The organism is Nostoc sp. JL33 (assembly GCF_017114985.1).
GTDB lineage: Bacteria > Cyanobacteriota > Cyanobacteriia > Cyanobacteriales > Nostocaceae > Nostoc.
Map to the genome: position 1 here is coordinate 21,450 of NZ_JABXKP010000032.1, position 16,262 is coordinate 37,711.

The 16,262-nt window shown below is 41.6% G+C and carries 16 protein-coding genes and 2 pseudogenes; 5 read left to right on the plus strand and 13 right to left on the minus strand.

The genetic code is table 11. The features are described 5' to 3' along the window. Positions 1-6 precede the first annotated feature (6 nt). The 7 genes from HWQ23_RS07610 to HWQ23_RS07640 form a co-directional block, all read right to left on the minus strand. Positions 7-660, minus strand: coding sequence for a TPM domain-containing protein (locus tag HWQ23_RS07610; RefSeq protein WP_292825857.1), 654 nt, complete (start codon positions 658-660; stop codon positions 7-9). A 108-nt stretch (positions 661-768) separates the two neighbouring features. Further along, positions 769-3,168 carry an ABC transporter substrate-binding protein gene (locus HWQ23_RS07615; RefSeq protein WP_292825860.1) on the minus strand — a complete coding sequence of 800 codons (2,400 nt, stop codon included), beginning with the start codon at positions 3,166-3,168 and terminating at the stop codon, positions 769-771. Between the two features lie 86 nt (positions 3,169-3,254). Continuing rightward, positions 3,255-4,361 (minus strand): DUF1822 family protein, encoded by a 1,107-nt coding sequence (locus HWQ23_RS07620; RefSeq protein ID WP_292825863.1) that lies wholly within the window; start codon positions 4,359-4,361, stop codon positions 3,255-3,257. 55 nt (positions 4,362-4,416) lie between these two features. Continuing rightward, positions 4,417-5,094 carry a sigma-70 family RNA polymerase sigma factor gene (locus tag HWQ23_RS07625; protein ID WP_292825866.1) on the minus strand — a complete coding sequence of 226 codons (678 nt, stop codon included), beginning with the start codon at positions 5,092-5,094 and terminating at the stop codon, positions 4,417-4,419. Positions 5,095-5,322: 228 nt separating this feature from the next. Further along, complete coding sequence (locus HWQ23_RS07630) at positions 5,323-5,469, minus strand: hypothetical protein (RefSeq protein ID WP_292825869.1); 147 nt, start codon at positions 5,467-5,469, stop codon at positions 5,323-5,325. A gap of 110 nt (positions 5,470-5,579) precedes the next feature. Continuing rightward, a complete protein-coding gene (locus tag HWQ23_RS07635) occupies positions 5,580-5,828 on the minus strand; it encodes a helix-turn-helix domain-containing protein (protein ID WP_292825872.1) in 249 nt (82 codons plus the stop codon). Between the two features lie 1,138 nt (positions 5,829-6,966). After that, positions 6,967-8,028: a pentapeptide repeat-containing protein gene (locus HWQ23_RS07640; protein ID WP_292825875.1), complete on the minus strand. Its 1,062-nt coding sequence runs from the start codon at positions 8,026-8,028 to the stop codon at positions 6,967-6,969. Positions 8,029-8,721: 693 nt separating this feature from the next. Between HWQ23_RS07640 and HWQ23_RS07645 the strand changes: the two genes are divergently transcribed. Beyond that, a complete protein-coding gene (locus tag HWQ23_RS07645) occupies positions 8,722-9,495 on the plus strand; it encodes a hypothetical protein (protein ID WP_292825878.1) in 774 nt (257 codons plus the stop codon). Between the two features lie 80 nt (positions 9,496-9,575). Here the strand turns inward: HWQ23_RS07645 and HWQ23_RS07650 are convergent, their stop codons facing one another. Together HWQ23_RS07650 and HWQ23_RS07655 are read right to left on the minus strand one after the other, a co-directional pair. After that, a complete protein-coding gene (locus tag HWQ23_RS07650; RefSeq protein ID WP_292825881.1) occupies positions 9,576-10,007 on the minus strand; it encodes a transposase in 432 nt (143 codons plus the stop codon). A 264-nt stretch (positions 10,008-10,271) separates the two neighbouring features. Continuing rightward, positions 10,272-11,192 (minus strand): annotated as a pseudogene (locus HWQ23_RS07655) (ISLre2 family transposase); the annotation flags it as partial. Positions 11,193-11,292: 100 nt separating this feature from the next. Here HWQ23_RS07655 and HWQ23_RS07660 point away from each other — a divergent pair. Next, positions 11,293-12,096, plus strand: coding sequence for an SDR family NAD(P)-dependent oxidoreductase (locus HWQ23_RS07660; protein WP_292825884.1), 804 nt, complete (start codon positions 11,293-11,295; stop codon positions 12,094-12,096). 18 nt (positions 12,097-12,114) lie between these two features. After that, positions 12,115-12,243 carry a hypothetical protein gene (locus tag HWQ23_RS07665; protein ID WP_292825887.1) on the plus strand — a complete coding sequence of 43 codons (129 nt, stop codon included), beginning with the start codon at positions 12,115-12,117 and terminating at the stop codon, positions 12,241-12,243. A 269-nt stretch (positions 12,244-12,512) separates the two neighbouring features. On the opposite strand, the gene HWQ23_RS07675 is transcribed toward HWQ23_RS07665, so the two are convergent. The 3 genes from HWQ23_RS07675 to HWQ23_RS07685 all read right to left on the minus strand — a co-directional run bounded on the left by HWQ23_RS07675 (position 12,513) and on the right by HWQ23_RS07685 (position 14,351). Continuing rightward, entirely contained in the window at positions 12,513-12,809 is a 297-nt protein-coding gene (locus tag HWQ23_RS07675) for an HU family DNA-binding protein (RefSeq protein WP_292825890.1), read from the minus strand. Positions 12,810-13,168: 359 nt separating this feature from the next. Next, positions 13,169-13,699: a hypothetical protein gene (locus HWQ23_RS07680; RefSeq protein ID WP_292825893.1), complete on the minus strand. Its 531-nt coding sequence runs from the start codon at positions 13,697-13,699 to the stop codon at positions 13,169-13,171. Between the two features lie 367 nt (positions 13,700-14,066). After that, positions 14,067-14,351 carry a hypothetical protein gene (locus HWQ23_RS07685; protein ID WP_292825896.1) on the minus strand — a complete coding sequence of 95 codons (285 nt, stop codon included), beginning with the start codon at positions 14,349-14,351 and terminating at the stop codon, positions 14,067-14,069. A 289-nt stretch (positions 14,352-14,640) separates the two neighbouring features. Between HWQ23_RS07685 and HWQ23_RS07690 the strand changes: the two genes are divergently transcribed. Further along, a complete protein-coding gene (locus HWQ23_RS07690; protein WP_292825899.1) occupies positions 14,641-15,195 on the plus strand; it encodes a deoxyribodipyrimidine photo-lyase in 555 nt (184 codons plus the stop codon). Here the strand turns inward: HWQ23_RS07690 and HWQ23_RS07695 are convergent. Next, positions 15,184-15,480, minus strand: a pseudogene (locus HWQ23_RS07695) (PaO family protein); the annotation flags it as partial. The gene HWQ23_RS07690 and the pseudogene HWQ23_RS07695 sit on opposite strands and share 12 nt — an antisense overlap. A gap of 335 nt (positions 15,481-15,815) precedes the next feature. Here HWQ23_RS07695 and HWQ23_RS07700 point away from each other — a divergent pair. Continuing rightward, positions 15,816-15,962, plus strand: a complete 147-nt coding sequence (locus tag HWQ23_RS07700) for a hypothetical protein (RefSeq protein ID WP_292825901.1) — start codon at positions 15,816-15,818, stop codon at positions 15,960-15,962. The last annotated feature ends 300 nt before the right edge of the window (positions 15,963-16,262 follow it).

Consider the following 16,262-nt stretch of genomic DNA (forward strand, 5'->3'; position numbering starts at 1 on the left):
AAGAGTTTACTGTCTAGTAATGAAGAGACTCCCTAGTATTACAAGTTCCCCTAATACGAATGGTAACCTAGGCTGATTAGAGCTATCTTTCGGTGTTTTTCCGCTCTGATTTGATGTTGGGATATTAAAACTATCAGCAACACCATCCAATGCTGTTACGAGTGCCTTAATTCCAGCCAACGTCCCGCCATCATAGTCACCTTGTTTGAGTCGCGGTGTTATATTGTGTTGGATAATGTTGCCAACACTCGCATCAGGCAAAATCTTTTTGACACCGTAGCCAGTTTCAATCTCCACGCGGCGATCACCCTTGGAAATCAACAACAACACTCCGTTATTTCGCTCGGCTTTGCCTATTTTCCAATGCTTGAATAAAGCCGTTGCAAACTGCTTGGGAGTTTTAGCAGGGGAAGTCTCAGGTACGGTTACAACAGCAATTTCACTGCCGTTTTTTGCTTCGAGGTTTGAAATCAGCTTATTGAGTTCAGCTTCAGTTGAAGGACTAAGGACATTAGCCATATCGGTCACCCAACCACTGTTAACTTGTCGTGGATTTGGTACTTGCTCCACACTTACAGCTAGACTAGCAGAGGAGAGAGTGATAACTGATAAACTTAGAAAACCCACACAGCAAGTTTGTGTAATTATAGGCGTTGTCATATGGCATTGTTTTGGTTATAGGGGTTTGAGCGGTAATGCATACTGCATTCTTTATTCAAAACGTTCAATATAAGCACGTTATACTTTAATAGCATCTTGATTAATTATTTAGTGACTAGATACACCCGTACAAGAGGTAAACTTACCCAAGATATTCTGATGCAGGAAGACAAAATCGTAGCCTGTGGTCGATTGATTATTAGGTTGAACCTGGACTAGTAGAGATGTACCGCCACTACGATCGCCTGAAGGTAAAAATCGCACCTTTCCTGTCGCCCCAGCGATCTCAAACCAGTATCTGTACAAAACTTTTTGCAATCCTGTTCGTGTGCCATCACTCTTTTTTAACCCATCAATAATCACGAGTGTGGCATCGTAAGCCGTAGCAGTGCGCCAAGTAACAGTAGTCGCTCCTCCACCCCACAGTTTTGTGGCATTTTTAGTAAAGCGATCGCTACAGGATGACCAGGGATGCCAAGGCACTGCCAGCACCATACCGTTAACATCTGCTTTCCCAGACAAGAGCGTTTGGGCTGTGTAAAAGGTGGGACTGGCAAATAAGGTTAGTTGCCTTTTATTAGCATGTGCCACTGCTAGGGCAAGGTCAATTTTGTCAACATGGGGGGCAAGTAGTAAGCCATCTACACTTTCTTTCTTGATTTGAGCTATTATTGCATCGGCGTTGAAATCAGGAGCGGAAAAATCACAGGGGATAGGGATGAACGTGCCACCATTCTGTTCAATGGAGAAGGTGAACTCAGTTCTGAACGACTTATTGTCTACCGCTTTGAAATCCGAACACATAGCAATTCGTTTTTTGTGCGCCTTATTAATGGCGTAATTAGAGAGGGTATCTGCCACAAGGCGAATGTCGGGAACCGTGCGGAATATATAGTTGTCACTATGAAGATCGCCAATTTCTGTCAAACTTTTGGCAAAACTGGTTGGCGAGATCATCACCAACTTCCCTTGGTACTCTTTGGCACTAGCAAGAGAAACATCACTAGCGTTATGTCCAATCACTGCCAGAATCTGACTGTCCTCGACAAACTCATGTGCAAGTCCCGTACTTACCTCAGGACTATTTTCATCATTAGCAATCTCCAAGAGCAACGGCTTGCCTTTGATGCCACCGTTGCGATTTACCTCATCCTGCGCCTGAGCCACTCCCCGTAAAATCTCCTGTGCCACATTGGGATTACTGCCAATCGGAACACTGACAGCAATTTTGATCCCACTGCCATTACCAACTTTGGCATTATTCAAGTAAATTAACGCTTCTGGATCGTTGTGATTTTGTTGTAGTGACTTCTGAAAATTATTCTTTGCAGTTACAAAATTAAGGGCACGAAATTCTTTAGCTCCTGCTTCCTTATCGGCATTTGTAACTCCATGTACTAAAATCTGCTCTCCTAAGCTAGTGCGGTTTGGTTTCACCAACAGCCATGCGATCGCCAAGGAAGCGGCAATTCCTAAACCTGTAAGCATTAACATAACTAAAGGTATTTTATATGACTTGGGCCAGCGAAAATTCCTATCCTTTTCGGCGGGATTTTGATAAATCACTGGCAACCAAGATGCACACAGAAAGTCTCCTTCCATCCCCTGCAACTGTTCGCGTGCTTTTCGCACCGACAGGTAAAACGATTCACCTTGGGAAAACGTCTTCAGGAAGTACCGCAAAAATGCCTGCGCCACCGCATCGGGTACAGGCTCCCGCATCACAATTACTTGGGGAATTTGTAAATTTGCTAAAGAGTGTGCTAACCCTAGCCCATCACAAGAGTTGAAAATTGCTAGCTTCAAGCCATTTTGCACAGCACATCTCAAGGCATTTCGCACCTCGTCAAGCGGTAAATTCTCGGTGTCATTGATCTGAATTTGTCCGCCCCCCTCTCTAGTCCTACTATGACCCGCAAAAAAGAGAATGTCCCAAGGTTGGTTCCACAGTTGGTCTGAAAGTTCCTGTCGTCGGGGTTTTGAGAGTAGGGTAACTTTTGCTCCTGGTAACTGCTCTAGTAGCTTTCGGTCTTGCTGAACATCAATGCCTAAGCCACTGCCTAAGATTGCCAAGATTCTCACCGGACTTCTTAGAGGTTGAGCTGGTGGGGCATACTTAGCACTGAGCGCCATTTCCGCCTTGGGGCGGCGCTCAAATAAATTCCACAAATGCCAAGGCAGCTTGGCAAGTAGCATATCCTGAGTTTGCAGAATAACCCGCGCAGGCTGATCTTGTCTGACTTCTTCCTGCACCTGTTCTCGCAAATCTCGAATAGGTGTTTGGTTGAGCCATTCGTGCAATCTAGCTTGAAGTGCACAAGCGGCATACTCACACTCGTCCACATGGGAAACGTTCGTGATTTGGGGTGGAACCTCTATTCGCATTCCTCCCAAACTATAGTAAGCTGTTTGCCAACGCTGATAAAGGTGAGGAATTTCCGGGGCTGGGGGTAACCTGCCTGCAATTTCTGTGACACTCTGTTGACCCTCTTCTCCAATCTGAAGCATGACTGGGAATCCCTGCTCAAAATTACCCTCTCCAATTTTGAAGACAACTAGCTTACCCACGATCAGTCCCTTGGTTTAATTTCAAACTAAATGATAAAGTTTTCTGTGAGGCTAGTATTATCCAGCGATACTCTGATGCTAAATCGTTCCCCAAATTCAGCAGAGAATTTGATCTGAATATAGTTATCTCGTTTTCTGGCTTGTGTGTATAAAAAGACATTGCCAGATTTATCTAGTCCAGTCAGTTGCAGACCTGCTGGTAGATAACGTTCACTACTCATTGGGTACAACCGCAGGAGAACTGCTACTCGCTGTTCTTTGTTGGGCAAAATTGCTACCATCAGGGCAACAGCGTGACCCGCAAACTGCATCCCCAAATCCATCACTTTCCTCATGCCTGCTGCGGGATTGTGAGGAGCCAACGCCCACAGAAGCTCTGCTGTTGTCCAACGAACTTCTTCATTCTCTGTATTATCCAGCAGGTGAATTAAAGCTGTAGTCAAGTCCTCGTTTTCAAGGGTGCTATTGAGACTGACATATAATTGCTCAACCATTTGCCTAAGGGTTTTGGAGTCGTCTAGATCAACTCCTCTAACCGAAAGGCTGCGAAATCCTAAAGCTGGGTCGGTATTTGTGTTGCCCAGAAGTTCTGCAAATGTTTGCCAACCTGCCTCAAAAACGTTGTCAAACCATTGACTTAATCGCACTAATCTGGTATTTTTTTGATGCAAGCGGATGAGTAATGTTTCTAGTGGTTGCAACTGTTCGATAGTCAGCAGTTGCTGTGATATTGTTGGTACAAAACCCAGGACTGTTGCTTCAAGGCAAGTCTTATCTAAGAGTACAACAACGTAACCAATCCGGTCTGACCAAGTATCGGGCGGAATGTAACAGGTGCGTTCGCAATTTTCAATTGGGCGACACTCTAGGTGTCCGATTTGGGTTACTTTCAGGTCAGCGACATCAGAACACAGTCGCCCAATAGGATTCCAGCTATAGCTAGCTTCTAGCTCGGTAGGAATATCAAGTATTTCCAAGTATTTACGCACTGCTAGAACAGCTAAAGTATTCATGTATACACTTAGTGCCTTTTCAGGTGTAGGTTGCTCATGGGCGAATTGCTGTGCTGTTCGACGCTCTTGCTGAGAAATGGGAATGGAGATCGTGATGTCTTTAGCGTTTGTTAAAGTCATGCATTTTCCAAAAGTGACAAAAGAGGATTAATGTGAAGTCTGAATTTATAAATTTTTAAGATTCCAGGTAGCCCTGTGATTTGCCGAAATTTAGCAGACGGGGAAAGCATTCTCGTTGGTAGAATTTGCTCAGAGAGGAAATTCCTACTCCAAATTCTTTAGCTAATTGCTCCCAAGTTGTTTCAGGAGGTAGGCGGCGTTGAATCAAGACTTGACAGTTAATCTCTGGGCGATCGCGCAGGTGAATGCTACGCAGTAAACTGCCCTCAAGCTCAACCCATTCCAGAATGTCTTCTAAAATAGGTAGTGGAGCTGGTGGTGCGGCTATGTTGTCTACGGGATTTAGTGATTCATCAAAATCGGATAAGTGAGTGTAAGCGGCGATCGCATTTGACGCTGCTTTGATGCGGATGTCCTGAAGTCTGTGTTTGAGATAAGCGTTGAGCCATGTGATCACGCTTGCCCGTTCTGGATTGTAAGCATCGCCTGTTGTGGCTTCACACAAATTGCGGCAGAAGTATAACCAGGTTTGCTGGATTGCATCTTCGTAGTCAGGCACTCCCACTCCAGATAGGAGTTTACCTGATTGTTGAATCCTCCAAATAATTTCATTGAGTCCTTTTTGACGTTCTAGGCTGAAGCGTGGATGGTAACAGGTTTCTATAACAAGCTGGCAAAGCTGCTTGTCTAATGTATCCATGCTGCTAGTTTGATTAAAAGTGGAATTAGTCATGATTGAAAGCTTTGCCTGAAGACCCAAAATTATTGCTCGTAATTAAGCCTAATTTCATCATGTTTTGCACAAATATAATCAATGCGGCTGAACCACCTAGCCTTTCTAGGGCTGTCCTGCGACGGGTTTTATATATACTTTCAAACTCCTGTGTTTAACCTGCTATATGTTTTTCAGGCGAATTAAGGAGATTTTACACGATTGTTTACAATTTGTTACATTCAAATTTTAGCGAACAGCTTCTCCTCCACATCTGTCAAATGCGGGCGCTTCAGTTCCTCTTGCTGGAACTAACACATTTCCCCAGACTTGGGCAGGAGCGCCTGTGATTTCAATGACTTGCTGATTAGTTCTCATGTTTGTATTACCGTTCATTAGATGCCTCACCTGATGTTTAAAATTGCAATCAACAGTTGGATATAAAAACTACAACAAGTGGGCTATTAGAGCTATACTTACCGCTCACACAGAAACTGAGTAAATAACTAATTCGGTAAATACTTAGCTAATAAACCCTGACCCTGAGTGCCCATCTCATCAAGCTTCTGCTCAATAAGCTTCATCGCCATCGGCGACGGTTTAGAGCGTCCATTTTCCCAACGGTTAATTGTTGTATATGTCACACCGAGAGTGGCTGCAAACTGTTCTTGCGTTAACCCAGCCAAAAGTCGCAAATCACGAATGATATGCCCTACCTGTGGCTGTTTGATAGCCAAGGGTTTTTTGATAGTCATTGAGCAAACTTGACCCAATAACTTAAGTAGCTAATGCTATATTATTTGTCACATTTTAGTCATGCGGAATCGCAATAAACCTCAATGTATATCCGTAATGATGAAAAATATGTAAAATTATTTGCTCTGAGTAGGAATATTTTTTAAGTAATTTTGAACCTAAATTCTTAGAGGAAAATGACTTATTCATAGGGTAATAGATGCGAGCGCACCCTTAAACTGGTTAATGCACAGCTCTGTTTATTGAAATATAATTGTGTAGGGTGATTTATTTTTCTCATGCAAATTTAACCCTAACTTATCTGAATGCAACCTATACTTTAGCTGTATTTTCTAACAAAGAATTTTATGCTGAAGTTACATTCTTTCGCTAAGTTTTCTTTATTGACAGCATTATCAACAATCCTGATTTGGCAGTACTCAGCTTTTGCTTGGAATAAAGCTGGATACATGGTTAGCAGAACATCGGATGAGCTTGGCAGGCTACCGTCTAGCTGATGTGTTTAATAAACTGTTCGGCAAGTGATAAAAGATATACAATCTCTTTTGTTCTCCACCTACATGATATGGGTGGTTTTTGATTTTACTAGAGCGATTACCGCGCTTTGAGAGCGATCGCTACTTCCTCCATCCCCAGATTTCCGCTCATCAGCACCCCATCACCAGCAACCATATCCTGTGACCCGCCAAGGAAGAAGCTCAAAATCGGGGATACCGTCTGTGATACGTTGGCTGATGCTAATTTCTAACCTTTGTAATGCCAACTTCAAGATTATTCGTTTTTTGCGTAAAGTACGAAACTTGAGGTGACTAGTATTGTATAACGGTATTTGCTATGGATAAACCGGGGAAAACAATAAAAGTCTCCTATATAATTTACTTTTATCAAAAACTGCCCTAGACGAAAGCTAAGGCAGTTTTATATTGCACGGTAGAAGCTCTTGGAACGAGTGTCAGGAGTGAGTTGAAGAATTCATCAGTTCCATTCGCAATAAGCAAACATTTTATCGGCGATTTTAAAGGCTCTGCTTGTTATACAGCAACCGCTTTAGTTTCTTGGCTGCCCTTAAAAAAAAATCAGCAAGAAACGTGGCTATATGCAAGTATTCGCATAATGGAGACTGGAACTTTTCAATGTTTAATTAATGGAACCAGGTCTAACACGGTCTAGTTCCTTTGTATTGTGAAAGCAAGTACGAGTCAAAGTAGCTTTTCTCAAATCTGCACTTTTAAGAGTAGCTCCTGTAAAATTAGCGTCAGTTAAATCGGCACTGCGGAAACTTGTTCCTTTAAAAGCTGCAAAAGAGATTGTTATCTTACGAATCAAGGCATATTTCTGATCTCCTTTCAATACTAGCATACTGGTAATAATGCTTGATACTTCTAAGGGGACGGCTACAGAATCGGCTCTGCCAGAGGTAACGAAGGCTTTAGGTTCAGCAAAGGCTAAAGTGACAACAAAGGCGAAAGCTCTGGGTTCAGCAAAGGCTAAGGTAAAGGTAAAGGCAACCATTAAGGCTAAGACAACAGCTACGGACTCGGCTGTGCTAGAGGTGACAGCGAAGGCTAATGCAAAGACAAAGGTTAAGGTGGTAAAGACAGCAAGGCAACCAGCGAAGGCGATAACTAAGCCTCCGATTACGTTTAAGGCTCCAGCAAAGGAGAAGGCTAAGACGACAACTATGGCTATGGCTATGGCTTTGGCTCTGGCTTTAGCAACTGCAAAGGCTAAGGTGACAGTAAAGACGATACATAAGGCGGCAGCGGAGCTTTTTCCGGCGATGGCAAAGCAGGTTAAGGCTCCGGCGAAGAGGATAACTAAGCCTTCAGCGACAGATCTAGCTGAATTTAACCTTTGGCGATTAATTATAACTATAAAGACAATAATTACTAATATTAAAGTAGTCCAGCCCAAAACCTGAGTTGATAAATTTGAATTATCAAATATAGAACTTATTAACGCTCCAACAAAAACCGATAAAAATCCTGCCAACCCGCATATTAAACAACAAACAAGCACCAAAAACGTTGCCCACCGCTTCTGTAATCCAGCTTGAGCATGGCTGAAGTTTGCACCTTTTAAGTTAGCACCAGTAAAATTAGCTCCCCGGATATCTGCCTGACTGAAGTTCGCACCCTCAAGGTTCTGGCCTTGAAATGATTTACCTCTAAGATTTTGTCCTGAATAATCTCGTAGCATAATTAGAATAGAAAATTGGGATGAACTATTCGAGCAACTCAATGCAAAAGAATGCTGCTAATGTAGCAAAATCGGTTTGGTTAGGTGTTGGGGAAAAATATATAAGGTACAGTGCTAAGTTGTTTGACCTTTCCCCACCAAAAACGAAAATAAACAAGCATTCCAACTTTCTAACAAAAGACGTTGTAGCACTCACCAGTGCTAAAACTTTTTGAGCAACTGCATCGCTTCTTGATAAGATTTATATTTTCTTGTTCTTGAAACAAGTGAGCAGCTTTTTGTAAATCTGCCAGTGCACCTTGCTTATCTCCCAAGACATAATGAAGAAACCCTCGGCTGTAGTAGGCATATAACTATAGTGACTTCTAAATATTAATCAGTTGAAAAAGCTGTGTTTTATGTATCAACTGTTATTTCTTTACAAATATTTAACGACAGGTTATTTCGCCTCAGCGATCACTGCCCATGAATTATGTTCGTTATGACGAAGTGTTGTGTTAGACCTGAAGAATCTAAAAATTGTAGAAACCAACGAAAGGATTCAGGGGCTTGCGTTGAAGTTAACGTAAATGGTGAGAATATCTACTAAAATCATAAAATATAAAGATGAATAGCTAATTACATAAGCGCTGGAGCATACCTGTCATAAACTCAATTAAATCTTGTATGCAAAACATATATTCTGCAACGCCTATGAACGAGCCAAGTCGGATCACAATATCTTATTCTTCTTCAATTATTGGTTTCGAGAAATCTAACAACGGCTGGGATCGTTACCTGATAATCGGAAACAAACGAGCTTATCATCTTGGGAATGTCTGCGGAACTTGCGCCTTCTTTTTTAAACGGCTAGAGAGTGCCAATGACAGTATTTGTGCCGCAACGATTGCAGAACGGCTTAATAGTGGGATTGACATTATTGATCCTGCATTTACTTCTATTCTAAGCCAAATCCTTCCAACAGGAACTTACTATGTCAACTTTTCAACGGTACTTCCACGCCTGATTGCACCCGGACATCCTGACGATTATTTTGTTCAAGAGCAGGTTGCTTTGTGGGGCATTGATGCGTTACCACCGCATCAGCCGCATGTTAGTTACTATCGTAGTCACTCCCTGGCACTGGGCGAACATCGTCAACTTTTCGAGTTTGTCATTCCCCTGTTTCCTGTCACAAAGCTGGATCAACTCAGAGTGGTACATTATCAGGATGAAATAGCGCATGGTGGGCAACCAACGGCATTTGCTGTCTCTGTTTTGGACATTAAGCAGCCAGCCGTTTGGCAGGGCAATCCTGAGACTACTGAGCATTGGTGTTTAGCTCACTATTTATTGGATGGCCACCATAAAATATATGCCGCAGCGCAGACCAACAAGCCACTCAATTTAGTGTCATTCCTGGCAGTTGGTGAAAGTTTGGCATCTGAAGAGGAAATCAAGTCGGCTCTGACTGATCTTACTCGATAAGACTACATCTACTGGTAATCCTTATTGTTTTTACTAATGCTTGCCCAGCCAAAGTTGCTTACCCTTTCCTTTGTAAGTAGCTAGACATGATTAAATATAAAACGCTCAACGGAGTAATTATTTTTGTCAGCCCTATTTTGAATAGCATGAATCACAGCAAGCGCAAGTTCATACTCATCATCAAAAATTTGTGAACAAAGCTCGTCACGTTTGAGATGCAGCCACTCATCTTCAATACGGTTCATTTGCGGCGAGTAAGGTGGCAGGAAAAAAATGTACAAGCCTTGTTGTTGCCAGCGTTGCCAGTGTTGTTGAACTGTTTTGCTACGATGAAATAATGCTCCATCCTGAATAAGGACAGTTATTTGACCCGTTTGTTCAAGACGCTGTTGAGCGAAATTTGCAAGCCATTCGAGTAGTTGCAAATAACGTTCGCTATTGAAACCACCGACTACAGCTCCATATTCAAAACTTTGCTGCGGTTCCCAAACACCAAGAACACTAGAGAGCAACGCGATTTTGTGAGGTTGGGTGAAAAAGGTGCGATGCCTTCGGCGGGCGCAGCCATCGCTAAAACTTACATTTGTGTATGAGGTAATTTTATTTGCAATCTAAATACGTAATTACACGAGAAATCATCTTGATGAGATATCTCAAAAAGATTGCTAGTAAATTATTTGACGATTATTTCCAAATATGTCTGCAATAATTATTTAAAAATTGGTATCAATTATAGCAGCAAATAACTGAAATGCCGACTTGAAGTATAAAATTTATCAGGCACTTTGGGGTTTGATAAACGAATTAAAGATAGAATCAGAAAAATTATCCCAACTTTTAGCTATCCATTGACAACGGAGGTGCAACATAATTTCTGCGTTATCTTGAAGCCAAAACTTACTATTACCTTTCATCCGTAAATTAACAACTTGACGAATTAAACTTTCAACAGCACCACTACCAAGAGGAAGTTTTTCCGATGCAACTTCATTATATTTTAAAAGCCTCCGTCGGTAAGCTTTTAAAATATAGTTTCGCTCTCGTACCAAAATTTTAAGACGCTCTCCAATTGCCCCAGAGATAAATTCATCCATGTTTCTGATTAAATTTAGTGTTTGACCTTTCTTTAAAGTTTTTCGCGCCTTTTTAAACCATTGTTGTCTCTCATTATTTGTGCTAAATGCAGCATCAGCAAAGTCTTGTAAATGTGATGCTGCGTGATAAAAGTCTAATAATTGACAAGTGTCAGGTGGGCATTTTAACTTTTTTAGTAAAGGAGGAATGTGTATCCATATCCACTCTGCACCGTCCGCAATTAATAAAACCTGTTTTGCCTGACTAATTCCTAAACTAACCAAGTACATCTCTAATATCTGTAAAAATGCTTGATATCCTGAATACGTCCGATCATTGGTAATCGGAATTTCTCCATTGATAACCTTTTCACCATCGTCATTTACTACATAAATTGTTAATAACTTTGGCTCAATCCCTTCTCCTGTAAAGCCTAAACGATTAGTCTTCACCTTACGCCTTCCCTTATTATTAATCCGAATCCTAGTACGACCGCCATCCACAGCAATGACAACACGTTGGTCTTTCAGAACATTACTTGTAGCTAAACTGCCCAGAGCTAAACTTGTTAATATATTTATATTGTACTTAAACATATTTATTAGCGATCGCACCTTTTTCACCCAACCTCACAAAATCGCGTTGCTCCCCTTACAGTTTCCAGAGAAGGTATATGAGCATATCTCTGAATATCATGAACATAAAGCAGATAGCTAAAAACTGATGATTAACCAAAAAGTTGTTCTAGTTACAGGTGCATCATCTGGGTTTGGGCAGTTAATTGCTCAAAAACTGGCTGCTGTAGGGTACTGTGTTTTTGGTACGAGTCGCAAACAACATTCAGCCTCACAAGGTGTGGAAATGTTGACATTAGATGTTGCCTCTGATTCTTCAATACAATCGTGTATTAATCAGTTGCTCACACGGACTAACCGCATAGATATACTTGTGAATAATGCTGGACAAATTCATGCCAGCATGATTGAGGAAACTTCTTTAGAACAAGCCAAGGAGATTTTTGAGACGAACTTTTGGGGTGTTGTACGTGTTACTAATGCTGTCTTGCCCTTTATGAGACAGCAGCGTAACGGGCATATTATCAATATGAGTTCAGTGGCGGGGCTGATCGGCGCACCCGGTCAAGGTTTTTACTCTGCAAGTAAGTTTGCACTTGAAGGTTATAGCGAAGCATTAAGCGTAGAACTAGACCCGTTCAATATCAAAGTGTCTTTAGTTGAGCCTGGCTACTTCAAGACCAACTTCAACCTAGCCATGTTACAGCCTGCCACAATACATAGTGATTATGACACTGTACGCGATCTAATTTCCTCATCTGTCCAGGGCGCAATTGCACAAGGTGACAATCCTGACAAGGTTGCAAAAGCAATTACTCGTATTGTTTCAAGCCAGTCACCACGATTACGCTACCGTGTTGGCAATGAGGCACAATGGTTGCCTCGCTTAAGAGCGATACTACCTGATAAGCTGTTTCGCTTTGGTGCGCGTAAACGGTTGAACCTGCCTTAAACCACACCATGATTTAACTTGGTAACTAATTCGGAACTCCAGTTGCTCTCCACAGTAGTAATATATGGCACTAAGGGCTGGCTGGAGTTACTGATGGCAGTGCGGGTGATGGCGCTCCTGGTGGTGCAGTTGTTGGAGGCTCTGTAGCAGGCTGACAGGCCCCTATAAGTACACTTAGCCCAAAAGCTGAAATTAGAAAAATAAATCTTTTGTTCACCATTCTTCTTTGCATAACTTACTTGAGTATTAGTAAATCTTATCTAAAAATATCGCTATATAATGCTGAGTGCTCCGGTTGATCGACGCGCACGGCAAGAGTTGGAGTTGAACCTTATTTTGAAGTGGCGCAGTCCATTTAATAAGGAGAACTGGGAGCGCTGGGGCCAGCCTTTTGGGTAGGGTGGCTTACTTATGCTTTATGGCGCTACTTTTTCTTTAAACAGTTTCCCAGCAGAAAACGCAGGCACTCTAGTGGCTGGAATGGTCATTCGCTCATTGGTTTTGGGATTACGCCCTGAGCGTTCACAGCGATACCTTCGGCACACTTCGTGAACGCGTCGCTCGAATGAGCCAAAACCAATAAGCGTTACTTTATCCCCATTCGCTACAGTCTCAGTAACTACTGACAAAAGAGCACTAATGACTTCATCAGCTTGCTTTTTTGTGATGTTGGTCTTTGCTGCTACAGCATCCACTAGTTCACATGAGTTCATAAATCACCTTGAAGTCTTGTTTTGAAAAGGAAATTTACTTTACCATTACTACCTTTTGTGAGGATAGGGGGAAAACGACTAACAATCAAGCAGCACACGAAAGTTAACAATGGACGCCTATTCCTGTGGCGACTTTCAATTAAGGGCAAAGCCAGTTGAGTTTTGAGTTTCAGGAGAGCATCTACTGTAGTTAAACAGCAAATCTACAGTTTGGGCTTTTTTCAGGCGATTTCTGCGGCTTTGCACAAGGTTTACTATGAGAGCAAACACAGCATCATTCTCAGCTTGAACATTTAGTTAGCCAAGGTGTGATTAAGTTGACTGGTTAGCAGTCGCCAGCCTTGCGAGTAACAAAAATTTTAACTCGCTACACCTAATTCTTCATCTGCTGGCTGCTGTTGCTCCTTGGCAGCACCCAGTTCCTCAATAAAAGCGTCAATTGCCTTGGCTGCTGACTGCTTACCTGTTTTCAATTTAGAAAGGATATTTTCGCGTATTGCTGAATAATCTGGTATGACTTGCTGCTCAACGGAAATAGCCTCTTGTGTTTGTAGGGCAACTCCACCAGAACGCTGATCTATTAAACCCTTTATCTGAGCGATGAGCTGCGCTCCGCCGTAGGCGATCGCATCTGCCATCTCCTGCCTAATCACCTGTTTTATCTCTTCCCCATCAGGTGTAGACGCAGCTAAAGCATTTACTTCGTGTTTAACTATTTCCTTAATCTCATCACTATTAGATAACGCCAGCCCAGCTTTTGACTGTCCCAAGATTCCCTGGAGCAATCTTGTCGCTGTGTGATTTAATGACTCATTTTCCGAAATCTGCATTGCTGATAAGGCTTTGACTTCTGCATCAGTTAGCCCAATAGAAATTGTCACCTTAGCCATACTTTTTAAACCTATAAATATTAAGAAAGCGCATCGCTAGTTCTGGGTTATACCGTTTGCATACAGTACTTTGATTACTGATCATAAATGCTGTATAAACAACTTATTAACGACCCAATTATTAAACTTTGCCCTGTGAGCAACTTTTACCCTCGATTCTTTAATCTAGCTTCAAATCAATCAAGTTGCCATCAATTCAATTCTAACGCACAGTTACCTGATATCCATCTTAAAAATGAGGGCAGATGTGCCCCCATGTAAACTTTTCACTTTTAAATATTGCTCTACATCCGCTGCCCTTGCAGTTTTATATTCCACAAGGTGTGTCGCTTCAGTTACTATTTGACATTATTGCTAGCTCTGAACATTACCAACTATCATAGTAACTATCTACCCGAATCTCTCGCCAAATATCTGATATCTGCCACCCTGAGCTTTCAATTGCTTGCGCTGGAGGGTTGTCAAATCTTGGAGAATAGTAATAGTCAGAACCATACTCCAGCTTGTTACTATTCTCTTCCAGTTTTTGCTTGGCTTCTAATGCTGTTTTTGGAGTCTTAGTATTTTCAACTTCTAGTTCTAACTGTTGGGACAAGTTTGTCGCAGATGCCTTTTTCAAAATGGGTTTTTCTATTTTTCTGATCAGTTCCATATCTATCTAAAATTGACAAATCTACTATTACAAAAAGTTGATTTTTGAATCTGAAGAGTTCAAGAGTCAGTGGAAAGAATTAACATTGATACCTGACTTTATAATTACCTACTTTTTAGACTGCTCACAAGTCGTTAAAACTAGAACTTATTTGTTCGGTTTGCTGCACTGTGTAAAGTCAGCGCAGTGAAGATAGATTACAGCTGGCTATAGATACTCAACTTCGACAGCAAAATCACTTGTTGGTACAAGTGTATTATAGTGATGGTAAATTAAACTATGCACCTTTATGCACCTTCTATGGTTTCGTCGAGATTTGCGTTTAACTGATAACGAAATTGTCACCTCTTCATCTGGTAATGATGGAAGAGTTCTGCCATTCTTCATTATTGACCCTTGGTTTTATACCTGGGCTGATGTCGGAAAGAAAAGAGTCCGCTTCTTGTTTGAGTCATTGGAAAATCTCGACTCAAATCTCAAAAAGTTAGGTAGTCGGCTGTACTTATTTGAAGGTAATTCTACAGACATCGTGCAAGAGTTGACTAGGCAGTTAATCATTGCAGGATATAAACCCAAACTTTTTTTTAGCCGTGATGTGCAGGTAGAGTACGGTGTCAGCCGGGATAAAACTATAGTTGATTTCTACAAACAGTTAAACCTTGATTACTACATTGGACTAAACAACTTCCTGCAATCAGCAGAGCAACGGGACGAGTGGTTTAACGAATATTATACCTATCAAAGACAACCCCAATATCAAGCACCAGCCACTATTAATACACCTCAAATCACACTCAATTTACCACAACTAACATTATTAGAACTTAAACTACTCAATCACTAGCCTATCTGCACTTGTAGGTAGTCGATAGGAAGTTTTCCAGCTAGGGGTCGATTGTGTCTGTTGTAGAAAATACTCTTGCTGCTGGAGAAGAACCATATCTCCATCAATAACTTGATTGCGTTCGCTAATATGATCCCACCAGCGGGGTCTAAGACGATGGAGTGTTTTGGCAAAGTTACGGGGAAACTGAGCAACAATCCGAGATTTACCAGGAGATACTGGTATACAATAAGTGACAAGTCCAACCTGCTTTTCAGAGTTACCAAACTTGATTGCATACTCCAAAGTTTCTCAAGGTAAGCACAAAAGTTAAGAGCAAGTTTTAGCTTGCAGTTAAGTAAGTCGGCGTCAAAAAATCAACCTATGTAACGAAGTATAAAGTCAGGAAAGAGTTTATAAATGAATCGTTCCAGGGTTTTTACAAAACTCAACATACCTTGGTTTTATCGCGCCGACTTACTTAGCAAAGATTTATAAGACTCTAAGAAACAGCAGACGTTCGCTCCAAGCGTTCGCACTTCCCTAATCTAATCGGGAGCACCAGATTTCCCACCAACACCCCACTCATAACTCCAATAGCCCACATCAGCAGGGTTTTCGGCAATAAGAGAGAGAATCGATTGCTCTTAGGCGGTGGACTAAGACCCCCTGGAGCGATCGCTCACTTTCTCTATCCCCAGATTTTCGCTCATCAGCACTCTATCACCAGCAACTATGTGCTGCGATCCACCAAGGAAAAAGCTCAAAATCGCGGATGCCGCCTATGATACGCTGGCTGATACTTGGTTCTAACCTTTGTAATGCCAACTTCAAGATTATTCGTTTTTTGCGTAAAGTACGAAACTTGAGGTGAATAGTATTGTATAACGGTATTTACTATGGATAAACTGGGGACAACATTAATTGTCTCCTATATAATTTACTTCTATCAAAAACTGCTCTGGATTAACTCCAGGGCAGTTTTATGTTGAGTCGATTAGCCCTAGTTTAGTAATCGCTATGATATTAGATACTGGAGTTTAGACTAAAGGCGAGCGATCGGAAAATAACACCTAGAGAATTGTGAG